Source organism: Novosphingobium aureum (assembly GCF_015865035.1).
GTDB classification, from domain to species: domain Bacteria; phylum Pseudomonadota; class Alphaproteobacteria; order Sphingomonadales; family Sphingomonadaceae; genus Novosphingobium; species Novosphingobium aureum.
On sequence record NZ_JADZGI010000001.1, the window covers coordinates 1,570,094 to 1,595,646 of the forward strand.

Below are 25,553 nucleotides of genomic sequence, written 5' to 3' on the forward strand. Positions count from 1 at the left end.
CTGGTGCGTTCCCGGGAGCGGGAAGGGCGGGCTCAGGCCTGCTCTTCGCTGTCCTCGGCACCGGTCTCGTCAGCTTCCTCGGTCGCGATCTCGCCGGGCTCGGCGTTGGGATCGTAGGCCTCGGTGAAACCGGTGGTGTCCTGCTCGAACATGGCTTCCATGACGTCGACGCCCTGCGCCTGCAGTTCGGCCTCGTCGGGCGAACGTGCGACGTTGACGGTGACGGTCACGGCAACCTCGGGGTGCAGCGAGACGCGAACCTCGAAGACGCCGAGCGTCTTGATCGGGTGCTCGAGCACGATCATCTGCTTGGTGACATCGGCGCCGTCGGCGTTGAGGGCCTCGGCGATGTCACGCACGGTGACCGAACCGTAGAGCTGGCCCGAGTTCGACGAAGCGCGGATCAGGACGACCTGCTTGCCTTCGACGTTGCTCGAGTGGCTCTCGGCGGCCGAACGCTTCTCGGCGTTGTCCGCCTCGATCTTGGCGCGGTTCGCCTCGAAGACCTTCTTGTTGGCTTCGTTGGCGCGCAGGGCCTTCTTGTTCGGAAGCAGGTAGTTACGTGCGAAACCGTCCTTGACGGAGACGACGTCGCCGATGTTGCCGAGCTTCTCGACGCGTTCCAGGAGGATGATATCCATGGTGGTCTAGCCTCCCTTACTTGACGATGAAGGGCAGCAGGCCGATGTGCCGGGCGCGCTTGATGGCCTGGCTCAGCTCACGCTGCTTCTTGGCGGAAACCGCGGTGATGCGGCTCGGGACGATCTTGCCACGCTCGGACATGAAGCCCTGCAGCAGACGCACGTCCTTGTAGTCGATCTTGGGCGCGTTCTTGCCCGAGAACGGGCAGGACTTGCGGCGGCGGAAGAATGCGCGTGCCATGGATCAGTTCCCCTCGCGTTCGCGGCGGCGACGGTTGTCGCGGTCGTTCTTGCGCATCATGACCGAAGGACCGGCTTCGTGCTCTTCGACCTTGATGGTGACGTAGCGGATGACGTCTTCGTTGATCTGCGTCTGGCGCTCGAGCTCGGCGACGGTGTCACCGGGGCACTCGATGTTCAGCATCACGAAGTGAGCCTTGCGGTTACGCTTGATCTTGTAGGCGAGATTTTTGAGGCCCCAGGTCTCGGTCTTGAGGACCTTGCCTTCGTTGCTCTCGACGATCTCGGTGGCGGCGGCGGCCAGCGCATCAACCTGCGACTGGCTCAGATCCTGGCGCGCCAGGAACACGTGCTCGTAAAGCGGCACTGCAGCTTCCTTTATCTGTCTAACCGATCGCTGGCTTGCCGCACCATTGCGGGGCCCCTCCGGCTTTCTTCGTTTTTCCGCGAATCCCCGAGGGAACGGGCGGAAGGCGCGCCATTAGCCTATTACGGGGCAAATGCAAGCACCATGACCGGTCAGCGGGAGGCTCTCCCGGCGCGAGGGCGGCCACGTGGCGGACGCAAGTTGACACAGTTGACACGGTCCAGGGAAGAAACTCCGGCGCCCGGGCACTGCCCTTTCAGGACCGGACTGGAGCAGGAACGAGTGGGCGTGTCATGGCGTGACCATAGCCGAAGTCGGGCCTGTAGGAAATTGCTGGGATTTCACGCGTGACCTGCCCATCGGTCAGTCGGCGGCTCAAGAGACGCCTCCTATCAATCCTCGACGCAGCGAAGATCCGGAATTCGGCGTCGCCCCCAGATTTGGAGTGAAGGTAAGATAAACGGGAAGCCCGCTCATTCGATGTGCTGGGCGGCGGCCAGGTAGCGCTCCTGCAGTTCCTCTTCCTCGCTCATCGAGAGGTTCTTGGGCGCCAGCTTGATGTCGATCCGGTCGATTTTCCCGCCGGTGAACGAGAACGGCGGCTTGTAGGTATCGGCCACTGGCGATCCGCTGTCGCCACCCACCCCGAAGGTGTCGATACCGAAGCGGCCAGGCACGGTCGCCTCGATACGTTCTCGCGCGACTTCCTTGCCATCGATCATCAAAACGACCTCGCCGCCCTTGCCGAGACCGCCGCCGTCGTAGGCGAAAGCCATCTCGACCACGGACTTGCCATCGGGCAACGGCGCGTTCGCAGCGATGTCGTAGCGCTGCTTCTCGAAGTAGTTGTAGTGATAGGTCAGCTTTCCGTCCTTGACGTAGAGCGAGTAGCCCGCCGACTTTCCGCCCGCTGCAACGATCACGCCTTCGGCCTTGCCGCTCGTGTTGTCGAGCGACACCTTGATCGAGTGCGAGCGATTTTTCGTATTCGGCGCCGCCGTCTCGGGGAGACGATAGCAGCCTTCGTAAAAGGTGAAGTCGGTGCGGTCGGGATCGGCACCGCCCGGAGCGGGCTTGGGCTCGGAAAGGCGGCCAGAACCGCGATCGTCGAGGGGATAGACCCCGTATTTTTCGGCTTCCTCGTCAAAGATCGCCTTCATCTCGGCCAACTTGTCGGGGTGCGCTGCCGCGAGGTCATTGGCCTCGGAAAAGTCCGCGTCGATGTTGTAGAGTTCCCACTTGTCCTTGTCCCAATTGCCCGGCGCATAGTCTTGCCGCCACGGGAAGGTGTGCTGGGCGCAGGCGATCCAGCCCTTGTCGTAGATCGCGCGGTTGGAAAAAACCTCGAAATACTGGCGCTCGCGCACGGCGTGGGCATCCGCCGAACCGAATGTCGAGGTGATCGACACGCCGTCCATCGCCTTCTGCTCGACGCCGTTGACGTGCGTGGGGGCGGGAATGCCCGCTGCCTCGAGGATGGTGGGCACGATGTCGATCAGGTGCGTGAACTGCGGACGGATGCCGCCGCGATCACTGATCTTCTGGGGCCACGAAACCACCATCGGGTTGCGCGAGCCGCCGAAGTGGGACGCGACCTGCTTTACCCACTGGAACGGTGCATTGCCTGACCAGGCCCAGCCAAGCGGATAGTGCGGTTCGGTATCGGGGCCGCCAATGTCTTCATAGATTTCCGCGATCTCCTCGATCGATGTCGGGATGCCGTTGAAATTCATGACCTCGTTGGCGGTGCCCATTGCGCCGCCTTCCGAGGAAGCGCCGTTGTCGCCGACGATGTAGATGATGATCGTGTTGTCCGCGTCGGGAAGTTCCTTGACGGCGTCGATCAGGCGCCCGCACTCCGCATCGGCGTAGGACAGGTATCCGGCAAAGTTCTCCATGAACCGGGCGAATACCTTTTTCTCGTCCGCGGAGAGGCCGTCCCAGTCCTGTACCCAGTCCGGCTTGGGCGTCAGTTCGGTACCATCGGGGATGATGCCTTCAGCCAGCTGGCGGTTGTACGTTTCCTCGCGGACCTTCTCCCAGCCCTTGTCGAACTGGCCCTTGAACTTGTCGCGCCACGCCGCAGGAGCATGGTGCGGCGCGTGCGCGGCACCCGGCGCGAAATAGCACAGGAACGGTTTGTCGGGTGCGACCGCCTTGGAATAGCGGATCCAGTTGATCGCCCGGTCGGTCATGTCCTCCATGAAATGATAGCCATCCTCGGGCAGACGATCAGGCTCAACGGCGACGGTGTTCTCGAACAGAACCGGATAATACTGATGGGTCTCGCCGCATATGAAGCCGTAGAAATAGTCGAAGCCCATGCCCGTGGGCCAGCGGTCGAAGGGACCCGCGACGCTGCTTTCCCAATCGGGCGTATTGTGGTTCTTGCCGAACCAGCTCGTGGCGTAGCCGTTCTCCTTGAGAATCCGGCCGATCGTCGCGGTCGATTGCGGGATCATGTTGTTATAGCTGGGGAACCCGGTGGCCCATTCGGAAAGGAAGCCCGTGCCGCAATTGTGGTGATTGCGCCCGGTGATGAGTGCTGCCCGGCTGGGGCCGCAGATCGCCGTCGTGTGGAAGCGGGTGTAGCGCAGACCCTCGGCGGCCAGCTTGTCGAGCGCGTGGGTCGGAACGGGGCCGCCGAATGTACTGGCCTGTCCAAAGCCGACATCGTCCAGAATGATCAGCACGACATTTGGCGCGCCTGCGGGGGGCTTTGGAAGCTCGGGCCAGGCGCTTTCGGATTCCTTGTAGGTCTTGCCAATCTTGCCCGTGAACGCGGGCTCGGGGAGGGGCAATTTGCTACGGTCTGCAACGATCCTGGGCACTGCGGGGCCTCCATCATGCTCTCGGCCGGAGGACAATCCGGCGCGATCTGGGACGGCACTTGGATAGCTTGGCGCGGTGGATCAGGGCATCGGGGGTTACCCGGAGGATGGGGGTGAAGAAGCCTTGTTGCTCCGCACCAAACTGACGGTCAGGCAAGCAAGACGTTCAGGACAGACTTGCCGTATCCACCAATAGCCAGTGGACTTGCGGGAAACCGGAGTGTCAGCCTCCAGCACCGTCAATTCCGGCGTCGAACGGCTAACCTGGGCGGACCCTCCCGGTTGCCAATCACCCCCGAGCGGTCGGACACGGCCTTGTCGGTCGCAGCGCACTTGCTCCGCATCCCCGACCCGTTTCGCCACGACGAGCCGGGGGTGCTGCCCACGATTTTACGTGGCAGGTGTTTGCGTCGGGCCGACCGAAGGGGCACCCGTGAGCGCATTTTCGGGCACCGTCGCGCCTGCCGGACTGCGCGGTGTCGTCGCGTCGGGAACCACGCGCCAGACCGTGTTCGAGAGGTCGTCGCACACGATGAGCGCGCCGCGCGGGTCGAGGGTCACGCCGACCGGGCGGCCACGGGTCTTGCCGTCGCTGCCGCGAAATCCGGTGACGACGTCGACCGGCTTGCCCGCGGGGCGTCCGTTGAGGAAGGGCACGAAGACAACCTTGTAGCCGACCGGATCGCTGCGGTTCCAGCTGCCGTGCTCGCCGACGAAGGCGCCCTGGGCGAAGCGCTGGCCCATGGCGGGGCTCGAGAAGGCGAGGCCAAGCGCGGCGACGTGCGCGCCCAGTGCATAGTCGGGGCGGATCGCGCTGGCGACCTTGGCCGGGTCCTGCGGGCGTACGCGCGGATCGACGTTCTGGCCCCAGTAGCTATAGGGCCAGCCGTAGAAGCCGCCATCGCGCACCGCGGTGAGATAGTCGGGCACGAGGTTCGAGCCCAGTTCGTCGCGCTCGTTGGCGACGGTCCACAGCTGGTCTGAGCCGGGCAGGATGGCCATGGCGGTGGGATTGCGCACGCCGGTGGCATAGGGGCGGTGCATCCCGGTCTCGGCATCGACGCGCCAGATCTCGGCACGGTCGACCTCGACGTCGAGCCCGCGCTCGCCCACGTTGCTGTTCGAGCCGATACCGACGTAGAGGTAGCGCCCGTCGGGGCTGATCGTCAGCGCCTTGGTCCAGTGGTGATTGATGCGCGAGGGCAGCTTGGTCACGCTGACCGGCGCGCTCGAGGCCTTGGTCTGGCCGTCGCGGTAGTCGAAGCGCACCAGTTCGCCCTGGTTGGCGACGTAGATGTAGCCATTGGCATAGGCGAGACCGTAGGGCGCATCGAGGCCGTCGGCGAAGACGCCCTTGCCCTCGTAGACGCCGTCGCCGTCGGCATCGCGCAGCAAGGTCAGGCGGTTGCCGCCCTCGACCTTGGTCTTGCCCTTGGCCTTGATGTAGCCTGCGACGATGTCCTTGGGGTTGAGCTTGGGCGCGTGGCCGCCGCTGCCCTCTGCAACGAGGATATCGCCGTTGGGCAGGACCAGCGACTGGCGCGGCACCTTGAGGCCGGTGGCGATGGGGCTGATCGAATAGCCCTCGGGCACGGTGGGGCGCGAATCGCCCCAGGCGGCGGGATCGGCGATCGTCATGTTGGGGAGCAACCCGCGATGCTGTTCGGGAAGCTGCGGGTTCTCGCCGTATTGCGGGGTGCCGGGCTCGCTCGAGCAGGCTGCGAGCGTGGCGGGCAAGGCGGCGGCGAGGAGGAGGTGCGCGAGTTTCACAGGGCGTCTCCCTTGCGGATCGAGGCAAAGCCGAACCAGGTGGCGACGAGGATCAGTGCAGAGCACACCACCGAGAGGATCAGCGCCATGGGCATCGCCGCCCAGGCGTCCTTGGCGTGGACGAATGCATTGATCACGCCGAGCACGAAGCATGCCGCCAGCACCAGCGTGTAGACCCATCCCTTGCCGAGGCCGCGCACAAGATCGAACAAGGCGAAGAGTAGCGCGAAACCGTTGAAGACCAGCGCGCCGATCAGCAGCCAGGCCGCGAAGTTGGTCCACTGGACTTCGTAGCTGGCGCCATAGGCCCAGTCGGCGAGCATGGTGCCCAGGAATAGCGGCATGGCGCCGCCGAGTAGAACGGCGTGCAGCGGGTGCAACGGCCGGCCCGGGGCGGGGTTCAGGCGGGAATGGGGCATCGGGTCTGGTCCCTTGGCAGGAGCGGGAAGGCTTTGCCAAGGAATGCAGGCCGATGCGGCTTTGTTCCTGAAGTGGGACGGCGGGGGCAGGGCGCTGCGGTGAGCCCCAGCGACCGCCCGGATCAGTCGGTGCCCAAGATGCGGCCCTTGAGCGTCTGGAATTCCTCCTCGGAGAGCAGGTCGCGATCGCGCAGGTCCGCCAGCCGTTCGAGCCGGGCGAGGGTCTGGTCGGAGGCCGGTGCGGTGGCAGTGGTGGCGGTGGGGGCGGGAGCCTCGGTTTCGGTCGCGGTCTCGGCGGCCAGCTGCGGCGCGGGTCCTGCGGGCAGGCCGAATGTCGCCTCGCGTGCGGTGCCCTCGCGCAAGTAGCGCACCGTGAAGGTCTCCTCGTCCAGCACCGCGTGGGTCGCGACATAAGTCGCCGCGCGCGAGGTCGTCGGCACGCCGCCGACATGCGTGACGATATCGCCGCTCGCGAGCCCGGCGCGCGCGCTGAGCGTATCGGGCATGACCTTCTTGACCTCGAGGCCGCGTGTCGCACCCGAAGTCGGCACGAAGGCAAAGCCCAGCGACTTGCGCCCGGTCGCGAGGTCGAGAGGAGCAAGCCCCTTGACCGGTGTCCGTTCGTCACCGTCCGAGCCGCTGTCGAGCAGGGCATAGCCGCCCGCAAGCGCGGAACCCGCGGCGACCGCGCCGCCCGAGGCAATGCTGAGTGCGCCGCCGAGCAGGCCGGCCATCATCCCGCCTGCGCCGACTCCGCCGCCGCCACCCTTGGCGGTCTTCCAGCGCTGCTTGATGTACTGCAGCTTGGCCTTGTCCTGCGATGCGGCGAGGATATGGCCCAAGCCTGCATCGACGAAGGCGCGCTGGGTCTCGTCCTTGGCATCGTTGCGCGCGGTCTCGGCCGCGAGCACGAGGCTCTCCTCGCGGGTTAGGGGCAGATAGTCCTTGTGCTCCCAGAAATAGTGCGCGCCGTTCTCCAGCATGGCGCGAACGGTGCGGTAGTCGTCCTTCTGGATCGCGTCGCGCAGCGGCATCCAGCAACCGTAATTGCCCGCGCAGCCGTTTTCCCACCACGAGATGATGTCGGGTGTCATCAGCAGCAAGGTGGCCTCGACTTGCTTCTTGTCGATGGCGCACTTGAGCGCCTTGTAATGGACGTTCGGCGTGAGCGTCGCGAGGTCGAGCCCTTCGTCGACCAGCGCGTGCAGCAGGTCGGTGCGCCCGTCGCAACCCATCTCGCGAAAGTCCTTGGCCTCGACCTCGGCGTAGCTCTGCGCATTGCCGCCGTATTGCGTGGCGACGAGCTGTTTCAGGCTGAAGATGTCTTCGGGCATGGCTCGGGCAGGCGAGACCTGTACCAGCGAAATACCGGCTGCGAGGGCGAGAAAGGTATGGGGACGCATTGTAACTCTACGGCAGCGTGACAAGGAAATGAGTAACGCGAGCCTAGCGCGAGCGGGTTTCGCAACCGTTTACAATGGGCTTTATTATCTGCCTTCGCCTGCCGGGGAAGGCTGCGGGGCGGATTGGAGCCGCCCCGCAAGGCTCAGAACTTCGTTGAGAGCGAGAGGTTCACGCTGCGTCCTCTGCCCGAGACCGGGGCGAGTTCGCCAGTGACGCCGTAGTCGCCCAGCGACATGCCGCCAAGCGGCAGGTCGTAGGCCTTGTCGAACAGGTTCTCGGCCTCGATCGCGAGGCGCCAGCCCGCGAGCGTATAGGCCGCCGAGAGCCCGACGAGCGCGTAAGCGGCGGTCCGCTGCTCGTTGCGGCGCGGGTCTACGCGGGTCTTGGCATCGACCCATTCGAGGTTCGCACCCAGTTCGAGCGCTCCGGCGCGATGGGCAAGCCCGGCCCGCAGGTTGAGCGGCATCTGGCGATAGATCGGCAGGTCCTCGGTGCGGTTGCTGGCATGGACCCAGGCGAGCGCGGCGCTGAGCGTGGTGCCGTTCTCGCGCGTGCCTTGCAACACCGCCTCGGCGCTGGCGTCGAGGCCGTAGAATTCGGCGTCGATATTGGCGAAGCGCAGCTGCACGAAGCCCGAATCCATGCCCATCATGTCGCTCAGGTTCTGCACGAAGAGCGCGTCGATATAGTCATCGACCCGGGTGTAGTAGGGCGAGAGGCGAAGGTGCAGCCCCTCCACCGGGGTCAGTGCCACGACCGCGCTCACGGTGTCCGCCTCTTCGGGCTTGAGGTCGGGATTGCCGACGTAGCCGTTGCCATCGCCGTACCAGCCGATCATCCGGCTCGCCATCGAGCCGCGGCCCCAGGAATAGCGCTCGTAGATGTTGGGCGAGCGGGTCTTGTGGGCATAGCCCAGTTCGAGCGTGAGAACGTCTGACGGCGTCCACGTCACGAGTGCGGAGCCGTTCCAGTTGTCGTCGTTGCGCGCGCGGTCGATGGCGTTGAAGGCACTGGCCGCCATGACGTCGGCCATCTGCATCATCGAGGTGCCGTAAGGCGCGACCTCGCCGGTGTTCATCTCCACCCGCTCGAAGCGCAGGCCCAGCGTCGCGCTGAGCGTGTCGGAGACGTGGCTCTCCCACTCGCCATAGGCCGCGAGGCGGTTGCGATGGCCCGCGTTGACGTTCACGAAGGCATTCGGGCCCATCATCATCGAGCCTTCGACCGGGGGCCAGTAGTCGTCGATCCATTGATGGTGGTACTCGATCCCGGTGCGCAGGCGATTGTGTTCGCCCGCAGCGAAATCGAACTTCGCTGCGGCATCGAAGCTGTGCACCTCGGTGTTCATCGGCATCGAGCCGGGCAGCTTGTCGGCGAGGAAGTTCATCTCGTGGTCGGTGTCGCGCCAGCCTGCCGAGAGATCGACGTCGCCCCAGTCGAATTCGCCGCGGTAGCGCCCCTGCGCGAACCACGAGCGGTTGTCGACCATGTCCATCCACTGGTTGGGGAAGCCCTCATAGGGGCTGAAATGGTATCCGCCCTTCAATTCCCACAGCCCGGCTTCGGTCTTCAGCGCGAGCGCGAGGGCATGGTCGGTCTTGGCGTATTCGCTCGAGCGCACCGCGCCGCGCGAGCCGCCGGCATCGTAGTTTTCCGATTGGATATAGGAGCCGGTGTAGGTCGCCGAGAGGTTGCGGGTAGCGAGCGTCAGCGCGAGCGAGGTGCCAAAGGTATTGCCGTTCGAGCGATAGTAGCCCGAGGCCGAGCCGGTCACGAGCACGCCCTCATTGTCGGCAAAGCGTGGCGGAGCGCTCTCGACCGAGATCACGCCGCCGATGTTGTCGCCGCCCATCGAGACCGGGGCAACGCCCGGGACCACGCTCACCGAACCCAGCGTCTGCGGATTGGTGTAGGAGAGCGGCGAGTTCATGTCGTTGGGGCAGGCCATGTCAATGCTCTGCCCATCGACGAGGATGTAGAGCCGCTGCTCGGTCAGGCCGCGCACCATCGGCATCGCGGAAAAGCCGCCGCCGGTGCTGACGCTGACGCCGGGCAGGGCGGAAAGGACCTGTGCGGTGTCGCTCGAGGAGGCACCTTCGCGGCGCAGCGTCTCGCCCGAGATCGAGGCGCCGGTCGCAACCTCGCGGGGGGGGGAGCCATGCACGATTGCGACCGGATCGGCGTCGGCGGCATTTGCGGCAAGGAGCGGAGCGGGAACGAGAGTGGTGCAGGCGATGAGCGCCGTGCGCAGCGCGCGGCTGGTGGTGAAGGACATTATTCGAATTTCCTGACTGGCCCGCGATGGCGGGTGCGAACGTGCTGTGCGGCAGCCTCGCGCGACGCGCCGGGGGCGCGGCGAGGGTCATGCCGTGTCGTCGGGAGCGCGCGGATGCGGCGCTCGTTCGGGTCAGGACGTCAGCGGCGGGCCGCGCAGGGGCGGGGTCAGGTAGGCGCGCGGCGCGAGGCGCAGTGGTGCTACCGGCAGGAAGCCGAGCGCGAGGATGAAGGCGAGCGCGAGTGCCAGCAGGACCGGATCGCTCGCGCCGAGGCCCGCCATCGAGAGCCCGGTGAAGGGACACTCGCGCGCGGCCTTGGCGTGCTCTGTTTCGGATTCGCTCGGATGCAGGGCCTTGCCAGGCAGGTCGATGCGCTTGAGCGTGGTCTGCCCCTGTCCGTCGCAGATCTGGACGGTGAGGGTGGTCCCGGTGGCGGCTGTGCCGATCGCGCCGATCATGAAGCCAGTGGGCACGAACGCCTTCATCGCCAGCGCAAGCGCCAGGATCAGCGCCGCCATCGTGCGATGGTGGCGCAAGCTATCGCGAAGTGCCCTCATGGTCGGCTCCGCCTAGCCCGCGCAAGGGCAGGTGTCACGCGGGGATATTGCGAGGCGCGCAAATGGCCTCGCGGGTGCGCGGCTCAGTGCATCGCGAGGATCAGGTTGCGCACCTGCGGATAGACCTGGTTCTCCCACTTCGAGCCGGAGAAGACGCCGTAGTGGCCGACGCCGGGCTGGAGGTGGTGGCGCTTGAGGTGCGGGCGCAGGCTGCTGCACAGCAGGTGCGCGGCGGCCGTCTGCCCGACCGCGCAGATGTCGTCGCGTTCGCCCTCGACGGTGAGCAGTGCGGTCTTGCGGATCGCGCCGCAGTCGACCGGCTCGCCGCGGAAGGTGAGCTCGCCCTTCGCGAGCAGTGCGCGCTGGAACACCTTGTCGATCGTCTCGAGGTAGAACTCGGCCGGAAGGTCGAGCACCGCGAAGTATTCCTCGTAGAAGTCCTCGATCTTGCGCACGGTCGGCTGATCGTCCTCGGCGAGCGCCTGATAGAGCTTGCGGAACTGGTCCATGTGGCGGCCCATGTTCATCGAGACGAAGGCGCCGAGCTGGACGAAGCCGGGATAGACCCGGCGGCCCGCGCCCGGATAGCGCCAGGGCACGGTGTCGATCAGGTTGGCCTCGAACCATTCGTAGGAGTTGCTGGTCGCCAGTTCATTGACCACGGTCGGCGATTCGCGGGTGTCGATCGGGCCGCCCATCAGCGTCATCGTGCGCGGCTGGCATGGGTCGTCGTCCTGCGCCATGATCGCGACGGCGGCCAGGACCGGCACGCAGGGCTGGCACACGGCGAGCACGTTGGCACCGCGCCGGTTGAGCGGATCGCCCAGCTCCTGCAGGAAGTGGATCACGTAGTCGATGTAGTCCTCGAGCCCGAACTGGCCCTTGGACAGCGGCACGTCTCGCGCGTTCTTCCAGTCGGTGATGTAGACGTCGTGGTCGCGCAGCATGGTCTCGACGGTGTTGCGCAGCAGGGTCGAGAAGTGGCCCGAGATCGGTGCGACGACGAGCACCTTGGGCTGCGGCGTCGAGACGTCGGGCTTGGCGAAGTGAAGCAGGTCGGCGAAGGGCAGGTCGAGCACGACTTCCTCGACCACGTCGACCATCGCGTTGCCGCAGGCGACTTTCTCGATGCCGTAGGAGGGACGCTTGTGCGTGATCGCCGACTGCTCGAAGACCTCGGCCAGCGCGAAAAGGCGGCGCACGAAGGGCATCTTGCTTGCCCCGCCGAGATATTCGTCGCGCAGGCGAGTCGCCATGCCCGCGGCGAGTCGTGCCGGGGCCAGGATGTCATTATAGGCCTGATAGGCTTGATAAAACATTCGTCGTCTTGTCCTCTCGGGCCAGTCCCGATGCCTTGTTTCCGGGCTTTCTGCCCACGGCGCAAAGCAGCTGCGTCATGCCTTGCAAATGCCCCTTTCGCCCGGAAAACGGGCATTCTTGACCTGTGTCAGCCAGCACGGCCGCAATCGGCACTGGATTCATGCTGCGATGCATCATAAGCTCATGCAAGCAAAACACGGCCGGCGGCAAGGCGCAAAAGGGCCAGTATCGCGGCGCGGATATCGCATTCCATCGTGTCGCCGGACAGGCTTTGCGGCCTCGCTAGGCTTTCAAGTCCGGCATGTGGGACCGCGTGAAAGGGGATTGGTGATGACGCAGGCGAAGGGCGCGAAGGGCAAGAGCGCGACGCTGACGATTTCGAGCAAGACCTATTCGGCCTGGTCGCTGCGCGGCTGGCTGATGTGCCAGCTCGCCGGGCTCGAAGTGACCGAGAAGGTCGTGCCCAACGATGCCAGCAACCGCGCCGAGCTGCTCCTGCTCTCGCCTTCGGTACTGGTGCCGCGCCTGACTTTCGACGGGGCGAGCGTGTGGGACACGCTGGCCATCGCCGAGTTCCTCAACGAGGAATTCCCCGAGGCAGGACTGTTCCCCAAGGACCGCATTGCGCGGGCGCACTGCCGCTCGATCGCGGGCGAGATCCATTCGGGCTTCACCAACCTGCGCTCGGCGCTGCCGATGAACCTCAAGGTGCGCCACGAGAGCTTCCCGGTCTTCTCGGGCGCGCGGCCCGATATCGAGCGGGTTGAGGCGATCTGGACCGACTGCCTCGATCGCTACGGCGGACCGTTCCTGTTCGGCGCGGAGCCGACCGTCGCCGATGCGATGTACGCGCCGGTGACCACCCGCTTCGTCTCCTATGCCGTGGCAGTGAGCGAGCCTTGCGCCGAGTATTGCCGCACCATCGCGGCCTGGGCACCGATGAAGGCGTGGATCGCGGCAGCCAAGGCCGAGCCCGAGGAGATGGAGGAACTCGAAGTAGAGTTCTGATCCTCTGGCCACGCTGCTTTCCCGAGGCAAAATCGCGCGAGGGGGAACGGGGCGCGCCCATGTCCGTTTGACTGGCCAACAGGAGAACGAACATGGATGCCAGCAAGGGCCTGACCCTCGCGACGCGGATCGGTTTCGCGACGCGCGGAGCACTTTATCTCGTCATCGCCTATCTCATCGTACGCACCGGCAAGGCCGAGGACACGAGCGGCGCCATCGCCTATCTCGGTGAGGGCGGGGGGCAGATACTGCTCGCGGTCATGGCCATCGGCCTGTTCGCCTATGGCATCTGGCGTTTGTCGGATGCGATCTTCGATGCCGAGCGCCACGGCACCGACAAGAAGGGCATGGCCGAACGCGTCGGCGCGGGTGCCAGCGGTGCGATCCACCTGTTCCTCGGCTGGCAGGCCGTATCGCTGATGCAGGGCGCGTCCTCGTCCTCGGGTTCGGGAGCGCAGGAAGGCGCGCAGACCGCGCTCGACCTTCCCGGCGGCACGGTGCTCGTGCTGATCGGGGCGCTGGTGCTGCTCGGCGTCGGCCTCTTCCAGCTGCGCAAGGCCTGGAAGGCCAGCTTCCTGTGCCATCTCGAAGGGCGCGTGGCGCAAAAGGCATGGGCGCAGTGGAGCGGACGTGCCGGCTATGCGGCGCGCGGCCTCGTCTTCCTCGTCACCGGCTACTTCCTCGCGCAGGCCGGATTTCAGCAGGAAGCCAGCGAGGCGGGTGGCATGGAGCAGGCGCTCGGCTGGCTCGACAATCCCTGGGACGTCATCGTGGGTCTGGGCTTTGCCGCGTTCGGCGTATTCAGCCTGATCGAGGCGCGCTACCGCGTGCTGCACGACGTACCCGTCGACGAGGCAGTCCAGCGCGTCGTGCGCTGAGAGTGCAGCGGCTCCGCAGCCATCGCGGACCTGCTCGTCTGACCTAAACCCTGAAACACGAATGACCCGGCGGGCCTCATTGCCCGCCGGGTGCTTTCGGGACCTCGCTGGTCCTCCTGCCGCCGCGATATCAGCGCAGCAGGGTCATCACGTTCTGCTGGGCCTGGTTGGCCTGCGCGATCATCGCGGTCGAGGCCTGGCTCAGGATCTGGGCCTTGGCCATCTGCGTGGTCTCTACCGCATAGTCGGCATCCTCGATCCGCGAGCGGGCATCGGACAGGTTGGTGACGTTGCTGGTGAGGTTGTTGACCACCGATTCGAGCCGGTTCTGCCCTGCACCGAGCGAAGCGCGGGTGGCGTTGAGGCCGGTCAGCGCGCTGTCGACGTTGCCGATCGTCGTGCTGGCAAGGGCGACGCTGGTGACGTCGAGCGCGGTCGCATCGATCACTGTCCCGTCGATCGCCGTCGCGGTCAGGACCACGGTCTCGCTCGCATTGGCGCCGGTCTGGATCGAGAAGGTCACGTCCGAACCCGAAGTGGTCGAGAACAGCGCGTTGCCGTTGAACTGGGTCTGGGTGAGCACGTCGTCGATCTGCTCGGTGAGCGCGGTCACTTCCTGCTGCATCGCGGTGCGGTCGCTGTCCTGATAGGTGCCCGAGGCCGACTGGATCGCCAGTTCGCGCACCCGCTGCAGCATGTTGGTCACTTCCGAGAGCGCGCCGTCGGCGGTCTGGGCAAGGCTGATGCCGTCGTTGGCGTTGCGGATCGCCTGGCCCATGCCGCGGATCTGCGAGGTCATCGAGGTCGAGATGGCAAGGCCCGCGGCATCGTCCTTGGCGGAGTTGATGCGCTTGCCGGTGGAGAGGCGCTCCATCGAGATGCCGAGCATCTTGTTGGCGGCGATCGAGGCGTTCGAAGCGCGGATGGCGCTGATGTTGGTGTTGATGACGGCCATTTTAGTTCCCCAATTTCAGAATGTTGGAAGGGGGATTTGCTTCGTGTCCCCCGGACAGTTGGGAGAACGGTGAGCGCGCGCGGGGATTAAGCGCGGGGGGTGAGATTTCTTCCTCGCAGCTACCTCGCAACGCTAATTGCCCTCCCCGGGCAGGGCCGGATTTCAAAGTATTGCCCGCGACTTGACCCGTGCCGGGCCTGCGCGCTTTTGCTTGATTGCTCGCGCAATCGCCCGCATGGCTGGTGCTCCCGACATTTCTTGCCAGGATTTCCCGACATGCCCTCCGGCCTCGTAGCTCTACTCGACGACGTATCGGTCATCGCCCGCGCCGCCGCGGCCTCGGTCGACGATGTCGGGGCGGGCGTGGCCAAGGCCGGCAGCAAGGCTGCGGGCGTGGTGATCGACGATGCCGCGGTGACGCCGGGCTACGTCACCGGCTTCACCCCCGAGCGCGAACTGCCGATGATCTGGCGGATCACCAAGGGCTCGATCTTCAACAAGCTGGTGATCCTGCTGCCCGTCGCGCTGCTGCTCAGTGCCTTCCTGCCCCAGGCGATCACCCCGATCCTGATGATGGGCGGCCTGTTCCTCTCGTTCGAGGGCGCCGAGAAGGTGCTCGAGAAGCTGGGCGGGGCCAAGCATGGCGAGACGCTGGAAGACGAGATCACCGACCCGGTCGCCTTCGAGAAGGCGCGCACTTCGGGCGCGATCCGCACCGACCTCATCCTCTCGGCAGAGATCATGGCGATCGCGCTGTCCGAAGTGGCCGATGCCAGCCTGCTGACCCGTGCGGTGACGCTGGCGATCGTGGGCCTCGTCATCACCTTTTGCGTCTACGGCGCGGTGGCGCTGATCGTGAAGATGGACGATGTCGGGCTGCACCTGGCGAAAAAGCCCTCGGCCGGGGCGCAAAAGGTCGGGCGCTTCCTGCTGCGCGCGATGCCCGTCGTGCTCAAGCTGCTGAGCTTCGTCGGCATGCTGGCGATGCTCTGGGTCGGCGGCGGGATCATCCTGCACGGGCTCGAGGAGCTGGGCCTGCCCGCGCCCGCGCATCTGGCGCACGACCTCCAGCACACGGTCGAGCACGCTAGCGGGGCGCTCGCGCCGGTGACCGGCTGGCTGGCCTATGCGGTGGCGTCCTCGATCGTCGGGCTGGTGCTCGGCGCGGTGATCGCAGTCGTGATCCACCTGATCGCCAAGGCGCGCGGCAAGGGCGCGCACTGAGCGCAGGCGCTGTGGCGCCCGCGGCGCCTCACTCGCCCGAGGGTGTGTCTGCGCGGGCCTGCTTGATCAGGTGGAAAGCGTGGCCCATCAGCGCGGTGACCTCCTCTGCGCTCAGCACGCGGGCAGGCGCATAGTCTAGTCCCACGCGCCGCGTGCGCTTCCATTCGTCGACGTAGAGCCCCTTGCCGGGACCGAAGACGAGGTCGACGTGCTTGGCGAGCGGCGCGGGGCCCTGCGCCGAGTAGGCGATGCGGAACAGCGCGATGTCGACGACATGGCTGCCGATCATCACCCAGGCATGTCCGTTCCACGCCGGAGAGGCCATGTCCTCGACGCTTGCGTCAGCGCCGAAGATCTCGCTGCTGTTCACCGACAGCGCGCCGGTTACGACATGGACGGGCGCATCGATGCGCCGCTCGAGGCTGACCGCAAGCGCCGCGCTCAACAGCGCGCTGCTCATGGGGACCGCGGGCAAGAGCCTGAGCAGGTCGAGCGCGCCCTGCGAGAGCGTCGCGCGCTCGGGCTCGCTCAGCGCCTGTGCCTTGAAGGCCCGTGCCGCGTCCCATCCGTGGCTGCGCGCGACGAGACGGCCCAGCTGCGTCATATCCTTGATTGCCGACATCGCGCCCCCTTACCGGCGCGATCGGGTTTTGACGATAGGGTGATTGGTTCGGGTGTGGACCGGTATGCCTGCCGACTGCCTTGCCTGAGCGAGCATCTGGAAGGCTATGCGGTTGGCCTGCGTCGGGCTGACAGGTTTGCACCCAATTCTTTTCTAGAGCGGATCGATTTCTTCGTTGCCGGATTGAGTTGTTATAACTCTTTGCGATCGGAGGATTTCGAGTGGTTCGCGGAACTCAGAAGTGGGCAAAAGTCGCAGGTCCGATAACGCTGGCGAGCCTATCTGCCATCGGTTGCACAACGACTGGCGATGTTGGTTCGGCAAAATATGGCGCATTTCCGGAGTATAGGGCCTATTTTCATGCTTTAAGTTACACGACGCGTAAGTCCTATGAAGAAGATGGCCGACCATCCAACCAAAAAATACATAAGCTTCTTGCGGGCGGCAATGTGCCTGCTATCCAATTTACGGCTGATGGCTGCACGCTCGAGAGCGATGGATATATGAGGGGCTGCAAAACCTTTGTTTCATCGCCCGAGGATGCTGCATCAGATGTCGTCTTGCAAAGAATGATATCGCAATATCACTTCGATACTTCACAAGGTGACCTGTCCAGCCTCGTCGGGCACTCGGACTTCAAGATATTTGTAGCATATCGGAATCCGGACCAGACTGGATTCGAGAAGTGCTTGATTGCGCTTTTTTGTGGTGTCCCCACGCCGCCACCTCCCGCGCCACCGCCGCGGCCGCGAGGCTGATCAGGCAGCCTGACGCGCTCCCTAGAACTCTGACCAATCGCCGTCGGGAGCCGCATCCGCGTCGCTCTTGAGGGCGAGGGCGCCCACGCTGCGTGGCGGTGTGCGGCCGGGGTCGGGCAGGGCCGAGACACTGACCGGGCGTGAGGACACTTGCGCGCGCGGTGCAGGCGCTGCGGGCGCGGGCGGCATGCCCACCGCGCCGTCTATCTTGAACATCTTGACCAGCCGCGCGAGGTCCTCGGCCTGCGTCGCGAGGTTGCGCGCGGCGGCGGTGGTCTCCTCGACCATGGCCGCGTTCTGCTGGGTCATGCGGTCCATGTTGCCGATCGCGGAGTTGACCTGGCTGAGCTGCCCGGCCTGGTTCTGCGAAAGCTCCGAAATCTGCGCGGCAAGCCCGGTGATCCCCGAGACTTTCTCGACGATGCGGCGGAACACCTCGCCGGTGCGTCCGACGAGGCTGACCCCGCGCTGGACCTGCTGTTCCGAACCGGAGATGAGGTTCTTGATGTTCTGCGCCGCCTCGGCCGAGCGCTGGGCGAGCGCGCGCACTTCGTTGGCGACGACCGCGAAGCCCTTGCCCGCATCGCCCGCGCGCGCCGCCTCGACGCCCGCGTTGAGCGCGAGCAGGTTGGTCTGGAAGGCGATCGAGTCGATCACGTTGACGAACGAGCCGATTTCCTGCGCCGACTTCTGGATGCCGTCCATCGCCTCGACCGCTTCCTCGACGACTTGTCCGCCCTCGCGCGCCTCGCTTTCGGCTTCCTTGACCGAGCGGTTGACCTCGCTCGCGCCTTGCGCGGAACTCTGCACGCCCGAGGTCAGTTGGTCGAGCGCGGCGGCCGATTCCTCGAGCGCGGCGGCCTGGCTTTCGGTGCGCTGCGAGAGATCGTCGCTCGCGGCGCGGATTTCCGAGGCGCCGACGCGGATCTGCTCGGAGGAGGCCGCGACCGCGCCCATCGCCTGCGAGATGCAGTCGCACATCGCCGAGAAGTCGGTCTGGATCTGCTCGAATTCCTTGGGCAGTTCCTCCAGCTGGGTGGTGAGGTCGCCCTGCGAGACGGTCTCGAGCGCCTGCGAGAGACTGCTCAGCGTGACCTCGCGGCTGTGTTCCTGTGCCTTGAGGTAGGCCGAGGTCGCCAGCTCCATGTCGAGCAGCGCCATCTTGATCAGCGAACCGAGCTTGCGTGCCTTGGCCCGGCCGAGCGCGCCCGCGAGCGAGCTGGTCATCTCGCGCTCGACGAGTTCGGCGAGGATCGAGGCATAGGCGCCGATGTAGAAATTGGGCGAGAGCCCGATGCGGGCATGGACCTGGCCGATGCGTTCGGCGCGGGCGAGATAGGTCGCATCGACCCGTCCGGAAAACAGGTCGATCCAGTGTTCGAGCTGCTTGGCCCGGGCGTGATCCATCGCCTGCGACGAGGCGAAAAAGGCCGAGCGGACCTTGTCGGCACGTACCCGCTCGTAGAACTTGTCGAGAATGCGCGGCCCCCATCGCGTGATCGTTCGCGCGATGGCAGGAAAACGGGCGAAGTCGTCTTCGTCGAGCGAGAACGAATGGAGCTTGCCGTTGATGTCGTCGATGACCGACGATGGAGCGATTGCCTGCCTCGATGTGCTTGCCGGTTGGGACATGCCGGTTCCTTGTCTGCGTGGAGATGCAAGGTTAGGCGCGGCTTGCGCAACGCCCGGTAAGCTGGCGGCTAGGTATGCTAACGGTAATCCATGCTTTTTGTCCGCAGGCCTGCCCGGGGCGCCGAGCGGCGTCATGCCGGTCCCGCGATCCGGCGGGGGGATCGCGGGACCGGTCGTGCGCGCGGATGATCGGGCCCGAAGGGTCAGGCCCGGCGCACGATGACCATGGTCTGGTTGAGCAGCTGGTAGGCGATCTCGCCGAAGGTCACCGGCCCGGCGATGCCACCGATCTGCACCCCGTCGAGCTTGCCGAACAGGAAGTTGAGGATGCAGTTGCACGACCACACCGCGTTATCGAGCGGCTGGGTCTCGAGCGCCTTGCGAAAGTCACCGGCATAGTCGGCGACCGGGGCTGCGAAGGCATAGGCCACCCCGGGGAACACCGGGGCATAGAGCGTCACCTGGTCGCCCTCGACCGACTGGATCGAGGCATTGAGCCGGGCGCCCCCGAAATTGCCGACGAGCGGTAGGTCGCCGGTGTCCCGGCCACGTTCGCGCAGGTACTCGGCAAAGCTGCGCGGCTCGCCGTTGACGAGACAGCTCGCAGGCGAGAAGCCGCCGTGCTCGAAGCGGATCTCGTCGCCGCCGTCGGGCTCGAAGATGTTGACGATCTCGATCGCCGGGCTCTCGCCGTCGGGCAGGGTGATGTGCGCGACCGCCGCACGGTCGGGGTAAGCGGTCCCGGTCTGGCCGTCATAGACCCAGGGGCTGTGCCCGGCGCGTTCGAGATCGTAGCCCGAGATCCAGCCCACGGTCGGGCGCATGAAGGCCATCGGGTAGTGGCCCGCGTTCTGCGCGAACTCGATATGGCAGCGCGAGCCTGCCGGGATGATCGCCAGCGCCATGCCGTTGTCGGGGGCATCGCCGGAGATACGTTCGAGCTCCTCGGCCTCGTAGGTGGCGAAGCTGACCGTGCCGATCGCACCCAGGTCGGTGACGAAGACTTCGTCGTCGCGCACGATGCGTCCGCCTTCGCCGGTCATGAAGTAGGGCGAGGTGCCCGCGATCCACTGCCCCGCGGGCAACTGGTCGAGGGCAGCCTTGCGTCCGGCAAGGCTGAGGCGGGCTCCGGCGCGGATCAGGTCGGCGACCGCGGCGACGGGCATCATGCCGTTGACCGGCGTGCCCTCACAGGCGAGCGAGTTGTGCGACTTCATTGGCTAGGGTCCGTTCCCACTTGGCAAAGTAGTTGTAGATCTCGCCCGCCTTGGCGGCAGGCGGGGTGGAGCTCAGTTCGAGGCGCTTGATCAGCATCTGAGTACCCAGATGGTTCGTCTGCAGGCGGGAGAGACCTCCGCTCGCAAGACGGGTCCAGACCGGTGAGCCTGGTGCAGGTAGTGACATATCCGCTCCCATGAGGATTGATGATGCCACTGTTCTACAAGCGCGCCGCAAAGGAGCCCTTACGGCGATCTACGGGGAAACCGCGTGAATCGCGGCGGACCTTTAGCAATCGTTTGTGATGTTGATTTTAGGCCATTTTTTGCGGCATTTTGCCGGAGCGCTGGCGGCGTGGAGCTGGCGTCTCAGGGCAGGCGGGCGAGCAGGTCGGCCGCGAAGTGGCTGAGCGTGTCGTCGCGCGCGCCCATCACCACGATGCGGTCTCCCGGCCTTGCGATCTCGGCAATGCGCGCGGCGCAGTCCTCGCGCAGCGGCACGTGCTCGGCCTGGCTGCCGGCCTCGCGGATCATCTGGACGATGCGTTCGGAGCCCTGCGAGCGGTCGACCGTGCCGCCGAAATAGACCGGGTCGCACAGGATCGAGATGTCCTCGCCGGTCAGCTTGCGTGCCATCACGCGGGCCAGTTCGTGGCCCATCTGGCGCAGCGGTCCGTAGCCGTGCGGCTGGAAGAAGGCGATCACCCGGCCCGGGTGGGCCTTGAGTGTCGAGAGCGTGGCCGAGACCTTGTCGGGGTTGTGCCCGAAGTCGTCGATCACGGTGATCCCGGCGCTCGAGGTTCCGACGACGTCGAAGCGGCGGGCGAGCCCCGTGAACGAGGCGAGCGCCTCGACCGAGCGCGCCACCGGCACCCCGGCGGCAAGGCACGCGGCGATGGCGGCCAGCGCGTTGTAGAGGTTGTGGCGTCCGGGGACCTTCAAGGTGAGGGCGTGGCTGGTGCCTTCCAGCCGGTCGCGCACGGTGGCCGAAAGCGAGGTCGGCCCTTCGGCGATATCGCTGCCGCGCAGGCGCACGTGCTCGTTGGTGATGCCGAAGGTCACCGCGTATTTCGCGCAGTGGGCGAGTGCGGCGCTCTCGGCATCGTCGAGATTGACCGCGGCGGTCTCGGCAGCGGCGAGGAAGTCGCCGAAGAGTTTGCGCAGTTCCTCGAGCGACTTGTGGTCGAGGCTGACGTTGAGCAGGACCGAGACCCTGGGGCGGTAGAGCGCGATCGAGCCGTCGCTCTCGTCGACCTCGGAAACGAAGTCCTCGCCCTGGCCGACGCGGGCGCTGGCGAAAGGCGCGTCCTCGCTGACGAAGTTCTTCATCACCGCGCCGTTCATGATCGTCGGGTCGCGGCCCGCCTGGGTCATGATCCAGCCGATCATCCCGGTGACGGTCGACTTGCCCGAAGTGCCGCCTACTGCGATGCCGAAGGGCGCGGCGTTGAACAGCGCGGCCAGCAGTTGCGCGCGGCTCATGCGTGCACAGCCCAGTTCGTTCGCGCGCACCACCTCGGGGACGGTGTCCTCGACTGCCGCGGAGGCGACGAGCGTCTGCTCGGCCGAGACGATGCCGCTGCCGTCCTGCGGGTGGAGGGTGAGGCCCAGTTCCTCGAGCCAGGCGAACTTCTCGGGCGTGCGGCCCTGGTCGCGCCCGCGGTCCGAACCCGCGATCTCGGCGCCGAGGCCGCGCAGGATCAATGCCAGCGGCAGCATGCCCGAGCCGCCGATGCCGCAGAAAAACCAGGGATGGCCGGTCAGGTCGGGCGCTGCAGGAGCGCTTGCGGGAGCGGGGGCGATATCGGAGAGGGCGGGCTCGTGGCTCTGGGTCATGTCGCTTCGGTATGCGCCCTTGCAGCGCATGACAACCTCGATAGGAAGGGAGCCATCATGCGTATCGCTGTTTGTGCACCGTCCACCCCGATCACCCCCGCCGACGCCGAGCGCGCGCTGGCGCTGGCTGCTGCGGAGTTTCCCGATCTCGAGATCGTGGTTCACGAACAGTGCTATGCGGTTGAGGGGCATTTCGCCGGCTCGGATGCGGTGCGCCGCGAGGCCCTGCTCGAATGCGCCAACGATCCTTCCTTCGACGCGGTGTGGTTCGCGCGCGGGGGCTATGGCGCCTGCCGTATCGCCGAGGACGTGATCGCACAGCTCTCGCCCTGCGCGCGCGACAAGACATGGCTGGGCTATTCGGACGCGGGCTACCTGCTGGGCGGGCTCTATCGCGAGCGCATCGGGCGGCCCGTCCATGCCCCGATGCTCGCCGACATCCGGCGCGAGAATGGCGAGGCGGCGCTGCGCCGCACGCTGGGCTGGCTGGCGGGGGCACGCGAGGGCCTTGAGCCGAACCTTGCCAGGGAAGCGCATCCGGTCGTCGCCTTCAACCTGATGACGCTGGCGATGCTCGCGGGCACGCGGCTCATGCCCGGCCTCGCGGGTCACGTGGTGATGGTCGAGGAAGTGTCCGAATATCTCTATGCGGTCGACCGCCTGTTCTTCCACCTCACCGCGCACCTTGGCGGGATCGCGGGTCTGCGGCTGGGCCGGGTGAGCGACGTGCCTGAGAACGACCGCTCCTTCGGCCATGACGCCGAGGCGATTGCGCGGCACTGGTGCGCGCGCCATTCGATCGCGTTTCTCGGCCATGCCGACATCGGCCACGACGCGGCAAATAGACTAGTTCCCTTCGGCTAGCCGCGCTGCCAGTCTTGCCTGCAAAACAGCAGGAGAGGTTCTTCATGGCACAGATGGCCATTCGCCAGATCGCCTATTTCGTTGCGGACGTGCGCGCGGCGGCGAGGGCGCACAGCGCGCTCTTCGGCTCGGGGCCCTATTTCGTCGCCGACAACATCCCGCTGGCGAGCGCCACCTATCGCGGTGCGCCGTGCGAGCTCGATCATTCGAGCGCCTATGGCCAGTGGGGCGAGGTGATGATCGAGTTCTGCCAGCAGAACAATCCGGGCCCTTCGGCCTTTCACGATCTCTATCCCGAAGGATCGGGGCGCGAGGGACTGCACCACGTCGCGCTCTTCGTCGACGACATCGACGCAGCCGTGGCGCGCTTTGGCGAGGAGGGCATGGAAGTCGCCTTCGAGGGGCGCATGCGCGACGGTTTCCGGTATGTCTTCATCGACGCGGTTGCGGTGCACGGGCACATGATCGAGCTTTACCAGCCTACCGAGACGCTGACCGGCTTCTACGCGATGGTGCGCGATGCAGCGGGCGATTTCGCGCGCGGGGTCATCGTCGAGATGGCGCTGGGCTGAGCTTCCTCGCGTCGCGAAGGGCGCCGCCTAGTTGCAACGCGCGCGAGCCGGTCGGTCGCACAGACGTACACTTGTCCGCTTAAGGGCTGGTTTTGTCAGGACAACTAGGGTTAATATGCTAGGACGTGGCGGCAATCGGGCCGTTTCGCGGCCTCGTGTCGCGCCTTAGGGCTTGCCCTGTGCCGGTCGGCGCAATAAGCGCGTCGCCTGTTTTTTCCCGCAGGCGGGCCGCGAGAAGGGCCCGTTCGCGTACGCGTCGGAAGGATATTGGGTCGTGCGAGCATTCGTTTTTCCCGGGCAGGGCAGCCAGAAGGTCGGCATGGGCGTCGAGCTCGCCGCCGCAAGCGCACATGCGCGCGAAGTCTTCGAGGAAGTCGACGAGGCGCTGGGCCAGAACCTGTTCAAGATCATGGCCGAAGGGCCCGAGGACCAGTTAACCCTGACCGAGAATGCCCAGCCGGCAATCATGGCCCATGCCATCGCGGTGCTGCGCGTGCTCGAGAAGGAGGGCGGCATTTCGCTCGCCGACAAGGCCGATTTCGTCGCGGGCCACTCGCTCGGCGAATATACCGCGCTGTGCGCCGCGGGCGCCTTCAGTCTTGCCGACACCGCGCGTCTGCTCAAGCTGCGCGGCCAGTCGATGCAGGCCGCGGTGCCGGTCGGCGTGGGCGGCATGGCCGCGCTGCTGGGCGCTGACATCGAGAAGGCAACCGCGCTGGCCGAGGCCGCTGCGGAAGGGCAGGTCTGCACCGTCGCCAACGACAACGATCCCGGGCAGGTCGTGCTCTCGGGCCACAAGGAGGCGATCGAGCGCGCCATCGCCATGGTCAAGGACCACGGCATCAAGCGCGGCATCGCGCTGCCGGTCTCGGCGCCGTTCCACTGCCCGCTGATGCAACCCGCCGCCGACGCCATGGCCGAGGCGCTGGCCAAGACCCCTCCGGGCGCGCTTTCGGTCGCGCTCTTCGCCAACGTCACCGCCTCGGTCGTGACCGATCCGGCCGAGGTGCAGCGCCTGCTGGTCGAGCAGGTCACCGGCCGCGTGCGCTGGCGCGAGAGCGCGATCGCGATGGGCGAGGCAGGCGTCACCCACTTCGTCGAGCTGGGCGGCAAGGTCGTCGGGCCGATGATCAAGCGCTCGGCGGGCGAAGTCGAGGTCGCCTCGGCCTCGGCCATGGCCGAGATCGAGGAACTCGCCAAGTCGCTGTGAGGAGGCGGTGCGCGAGCGCGCCACCTCGAGAAGACACCTAACTCAGCCTCGGAACCGCACCAGCGGGCTCGAGGACAATGCGCAAGCCGAACGCGGAGGGGGTACATGCCTCGTCCGGCCTGCCGACGGAAAAGTCTGGAGAAAAGACCGATGACGATGTTCGACCTTCACGGAATGACCGCCCTCGTGACCGGCGCCAGCGGTGGCATCGGTTCGGCGATCTGCCGCTCGCTCGCAGCGCAGGGAGCACGCCTCGCGATCTCGGGCTCCAACCCCGACAAGCTGCGCGCCTTTCGCGACGAGCTCGACGAGCACACGCCGCAGCACCTGCAGGAAGTCGACCACGTCGCGATCCCCTGCAACCTCTCCGACCCCGAGCAGGTCGAGAAGCTGGTGCCCGCAGCGCTCGAGGCGCTGGGCAAGATCGACATCCTCGTCAACAATGCCGGCATCACCCGCGACGGTCTCGTCATGCGCATGAAGGACGAGGACTGGGACGACGTCATCCGCATCAACCTGGAATCGACCTTCCGCCTGATGCGCAGCGTTACCAAGCCGATGATGAAGGCGCGCTTCGGCCGCATCATCAACATCACTTCGGTGGTCGGTACGACCGGCAACCCGGGCCAGGTCAACTACTGCGCGGCCAAGGGCGGCGTGACCGCGATGTCGAAGAGCCTCGCGCAGGAACTCGCCACGCGCAACGTCACCGTCAATTGCATCGCGCCCGGCTTCATCCGCACCGCGATGACCGACGTGCTGCCCGACGAGCAGAAGGCCGCGCTCAACGCGAGAATTCCCGCCGGACGCATGGGCGAGGCCGAGGAAATCGCCTCGGCAGCGGTCTACCTCGCCTCGAAGGAAGCCGCCTACGTCACCGGCCAGACGATCCACGTCAACGGCGGCATGGTGATGATCTGAGCCGGACAGAGCTGACTGCGGAGGGGGTGAG

The 25,553-nt window shown here is 66.0% G+C and carries 23 protein-coding genes; 7 read left to right on the top strand and 16 right to left on the bottom strand.

Features of this window, described 5'->3' with window-relative positions:
* Positions 1-32: 32 nt before the first annotated feature.
* The 10 genes from rplI to I5E68_RS07500 form a co-directional block, all read right to left on the bottom strand.
* Entirely contained in the window at positions 33-641 is a 609-nt protein-coding gene (gene rplI, locus I5E68_RS07455; RefSeq protein WP_197162546.1) for a 50S ribosomal protein L9, read from the bottom strand.
* Positions 642-657: 16 nt separating this feature from the next.
* Entirely contained in the window at positions 658-882 is a 225-nt protein-coding gene (gene rpsR / locus I5E68_RS07460) for a 30S ribosomal protein S18 (protein WP_039284546.1), read from the bottom strand.
* Positions 883-885: 3 nt separating this feature from the next.
* The gene (gene rpsF / locus I5E68_RS07465) at positions 886-1,248 is read right to left on the bottom strand and encodes a 30S ribosomal protein S6 (protein WP_197162549.1); all 363 of its coding nucleotides are present in this window, start codon (positions 1,246-1,248) and stop codon (positions 886-888) included.
* Between the two features lie 473 nt (positions 1,249-1,721).
* Positions 1,722-4,079 carry an arylsulfatase gene (locus I5E68_RS07470; RefSeq protein ID WP_197162551.1) on the bottom strand — a complete coding sequence of 786 codons (2,358 nt, stop codon included), beginning with the start codon at positions 4,077-4,079 and terminating at the stop codon, positions 1,722-1,724.
* Between the two features lie 390 nt (positions 4,080-4,469).
* A complete protein-coding gene (locus I5E68_RS07475) occupies positions 4,470-5,849 on the bottom strand; it encodes a PQQ-dependent sugar dehydrogenase (RefSeq protein ID WP_197162553.1) in 1,380 nt (459 codons plus the stop codon).
* Positions 5,846-6,268 (bottom strand): DUF2231 domain-containing protein, encoded by a 423-nt coding sequence (locus tag I5E68_RS07480; RefSeq protein WP_197162555.1) that lies wholly within the window; start codon positions 6,266-6,268, stop codon positions 5,846-5,848. The genes I5E68_RS07475 and I5E68_RS07480 overlap by 4 nt, the downstream gene beginning before the upstream one ends.
* A 122-nt stretch (positions 6,269-6,390) precedes the next feature.
* Complete coding sequence (locus I5E68_RS07485) at positions 6,391-7,671, bottom strand: PDZ domain-containing protein (RefSeq protein WP_197162557.1); 1,281 nt, start codon at positions 7,669-7,671, stop codon at positions 6,391-6,393.
* A gap of 143 nt (positions 7,672-7,814) precedes the next feature.
* Positions 7,815-9,947, bottom strand: coding sequence for a TonB-dependent receptor (locus I5E68_RS07490; RefSeq protein ID WP_197162559.1), 2,133 nt, complete (start codon positions 9,945-9,947; stop codon positions 7,815-7,817).
* A gap of 132 nt (positions 9,948-10,079) precedes the next feature.
* Positions 10,080-10,505 (bottom strand): DUF2946 family protein, encoded by a 426-nt coding sequence (locus I5E68_RS07495; RefSeq protein WP_197162561.1) that lies wholly within the window; start codon positions 10,503-10,505, stop codon positions 10,080-10,082.
* A gap of 83 nt (positions 10,506-10,588) precedes the next feature.
* Positions 10,589-11,824, bottom strand: coding sequence for a polyhydroxyalkanoate depolymerase (locus tag I5E68_RS07500; RefSeq protein WP_197162563.1), 1,236 nt, complete (start codon positions 11,822-11,824; stop codon positions 10,589-10,591).
* 331 nt (positions 11,825-12,155) lie between these two features.
* Here I5E68_RS07500 and I5E68_RS07505 point away from each other — a divergent pair, with 331 nt between their 5' ends.
* Together I5E68_RS07505 and I5E68_RS07510 are read left to right on the top strand one after the other, a co-directional pair.
* Positions 12,156-12,833 (top strand): glutathione S-transferase, encoded by a 678-nt coding sequence (locus I5E68_RS07505; RefSeq protein ID WP_197162565.1) that lies wholly within the window; start codon positions 12,156-12,158, stop codon positions 12,831-12,833.
* Between the two features lie 92 nt (positions 12,834-12,925).
* Positions 12,926-13,711: a DUF1206 domain-containing protein gene (locus I5E68_RS07510; protein WP_197162567.1), complete on the top strand. Its 786-nt coding sequence runs from the start codon at positions 12,926-12,928 to the stop codon at positions 13,709-13,711.
* Positions 13,712-13,841: 130 nt separating this feature from the next.
* Here I5E68_RS07510 and I5E68_RS07515 read toward each other — a convergent pair whose 3' ends face one another.
* Complete coding sequence (locus I5E68_RS07515) at positions 13,842-14,666, bottom strand: flagellin N-terminal helical domain-containing protein (RefSeq protein WP_197162569.1); 825 nt, start codon at positions 14,664-14,666, stop codon at positions 13,842-13,844.
* Positions 14,667-14,942: 276 nt separating this feature from the next.
* Here I5E68_RS07515 and I5E68_RS07520 point away from each other — a divergent pair, with 276 nt between their 5' ends.
* A complete protein-coding gene (locus tag I5E68_RS07520) occupies positions 14,943-15,890 on the top strand; it encodes a DUF808 domain-containing protein (protein ID WP_197162571.1) in 948 nt (315 codons plus the stop codon).
* 28 nt (positions 15,891-15,918) lie between these two features.
* Here the strand turns inward: I5E68_RS07520 and I5E68_RS07525 are convergent, their stop codons facing one another.
* The 5 genes from I5E68_RS07525 to I5E68_RS07545 form a co-directional block, all read right to left on the bottom strand.
* On the bottom strand, positions 15,919-16,512 hold the full coding sequence (locus I5E68_RS07525) for a hypothetical protein (RefSeq protein WP_197162573.1): 594 nt from the start codon (positions 16,510-16,512) through the stop codon (positions 15,919-15,921).
* Positions 16,513-17,291: 779 nt separating this feature from the next.
* Positions 17,292-18,902, bottom strand: a complete 1,611-nt coding sequence (locus I5E68_RS07530) for a methyl-accepting chemotaxis protein (RefSeq protein ID WP_197162576.1) — start codon at positions 18,900-18,902, stop codon at positions 17,292-17,294.
* A 203-nt stretch (positions 18,903-19,105) separates the two neighbouring features.
* Positions 19,106-20,119 (bottom strand): DUF6976 family protein, encoded by a 1,014-nt coding sequence (locus I5E68_RS07535; RefSeq protein WP_197162578.1) that lies wholly within the window; start codon positions 20,117-20,119, stop codon positions 19,106-19,108.
* Complete coding sequence (locus tag I5E68_RS20260) at positions 20,091-20,216, bottom strand: hypothetical protein (RefSeq protein WP_267449708.1); 126 nt, start codon at positions 20,214-20,216, stop codon at positions 20,091-20,093. Before I5E68_RS20260 ends, I5E68_RS07535 begins: the two co-directional genes overlap by 29 nt.
* A gap of 272 nt (positions 20,217-20,488) precedes the next feature.
* A complete protein-coding gene (locus I5E68_RS07545; RefSeq protein ID WP_197162582.1) occupies positions 20,489-21,955 on the bottom strand; it encodes a glutamate ligase domain-containing protein in 1,467 nt (488 codons plus the stop codon).
* A gap of 54 nt (positions 21,956-22,009) precedes the next feature.
* Here I5E68_RS07545 and I5E68_RS07550 point away from each other — a divergent pair, with 54 nt between their 5' ends.
* The 4 genes from I5E68_RS07550 to fabG all read left to right on the top strand — a co-directional run bounded on the left by I5E68_RS07550 (position 22,010) and on the right by fabG (position 25,522).
* Positions 22,010-22,819, top strand: coding sequence for an LD-carboxypeptidase (locus I5E68_RS07550; RefSeq protein WP_197164655.1), 810 nt, complete (start codon positions 22,010-22,012; stop codon positions 22,817-22,819).
* 44 nt (positions 22,820-22,863) lie between these two features.
* A complete protein-coding gene (locus tag I5E68_RS07555; RefSeq protein WP_197162584.1) occupies positions 22,864-23,391 on the top strand; it encodes a VOC family protein in 528 nt (175 codons plus the stop codon).
* 274 nt (positions 23,392-23,665) lie between these two features.
* Positions 23,666-24,601 (top strand): ACP S-malonyltransferase, encoded by a 936-nt coding sequence (fabD, locus tag I5E68_RS07560; RefSeq protein WP_197162586.1) that lies wholly within the window; start codon positions 23,666-23,668, stop codon positions 24,599-24,601.
* Between the two features lie 156 nt (positions 24,602-24,757).
* Positions 24,758-25,522 carry a 3-oxoacyl-[acyl-carrier-protein] reductase gene (gene fabG, locus I5E68_RS07565; protein ID WP_197164657.1) on the top strand — a complete coding sequence of 255 codons (765 nt, stop codon included), beginning with the start codon at positions 24,758-24,760 and terminating at the stop codon, positions 25,520-25,522.
* Positions 25,523-25,553 lie beyond the last annotated feature (31 nt).

Bases quoted from the DNA above. Each gene is read 5' to 3' on its own strand.
- I5E68_RS07520 (WP_197162571.1), top strand. From the start codon at position 14,943: ATGCCCTCCGGCCTCGTAGCTCTACTCGACGACGTATCGGTCATCGCC.
- I5E68_RS07480 (WP_197162555.1), bottom strand. From the start codon at position 6,268: ATGCCCCATTCCCGCCTGAACCCCGCCCCGGGCCGGCCGTTGCACCCG.
- fabG (WP_197164657.1), top strand. From the start codon at position 24,758: ATGTTCGACCTTCACGGAATGACCGCCCTCGTGACCGGCGCCAGCGGT.
- I5E68_RS07555 (WP_197162584.1), top strand. From the start codon at position 22,864: ATGGCACAGATGGCCATTCGCCAGATCGCCTATTTCGTTGCGGACGTG.
- I5E68_RS07485 (WP_197162557.1), bottom strand. From the start codon at position 7,671: ATGCGTCCCCATACCTTTCTCGCCCTCGCAGCCGGTATTTCGCTGGTA.
- I5E68_RS07515 (WP_197162569.1), bottom strand. From the start codon at position 14,666: ATGGCCGTCATCAACACCAACATCAGCGCCATCCGCGCTTCGAACGCC.
- rpsR (WP_039284546.1), bottom strand. From the start codon at position 882: ATGGCACGCGCATTCTTCCGCCGCCGCAAGTCCTGCCCGTTCTCGGGC.
- rplI (WP_197162546.1), bottom strand. From the start codon at position 641: ATGGATATCATCCTCCTGGAACGCGTCGAGAAGCTCGGCAACATCGGC.
- I5E68_RS07510 (WP_197162567.1), top strand. From the start codon at position 12,926: ATGGATGCCAGCAAGGGCCTGACCCTCGCGACGCGGATCGGTTTCGCG.
- I5E68_RS20260 (WP_267449708.1), bottom strand. From the start codon at position 20,216: ATGCTGATCAAGCGCCTCGAACTGAGCTCCACCCCGCCTGCCGCCAAG.
- I5E68_RS07525 (WP_197162573.1), bottom strand. From the start codon at position 16,512: ATGTCGGCAATCAAGGATATGACGCAGCTGGGCCGTCTCGTCGCGCGC.
- I5E68_RS07495 (WP_197162561.1), bottom strand. From the start codon at position 10,505: ATGAGGGCACTTCGCGATAGCTTGCGCCACCATCGCACGATGGCGGCG.
- I5E68_RS07490 (WP_197162559.1), bottom strand. From the start codon at position 9,947: ATGTCCTTCACCACCAGCCGCGCGCTGCGCACGGCGCTCATCGCCTGC.
- I5E68_RS07505 (WP_197162565.1), top strand. From the start codon at position 12,156: ATGACGCAGGCGAAGGGCGCGAAGGGCAAGAGCGCGACGCTGACGATT.
- I5E68_RS07545 (WP_197162582.1), bottom strand. From the start codon at position 21,955: ATGACCCAGAGCCACGAGCCCGCCCTCTCCGATATCGCCCCCGCTCCC.
- I5E68_RS07530 (WP_197162576.1), bottom strand. From the start codon at position 18,902: ATGTCCCAACCGGCAAGCACATCGAGGCAGGCAATCGCTCCATCGTCG.
- I5E68_RS07535 (WP_197162578.1), bottom strand. From the start codon at position 20,119: ATGAAGTCGCACAACTCGCTCGCCTGTGAGGGCACGCCGGTCAACGGC.
- I5E68_RS07500 (WP_197162563.1), bottom strand. From the start codon at position 11,824: ATGTTTTATCAAGCCTATCAGGCCTATAATGACATCCTGGCCCCGGCA.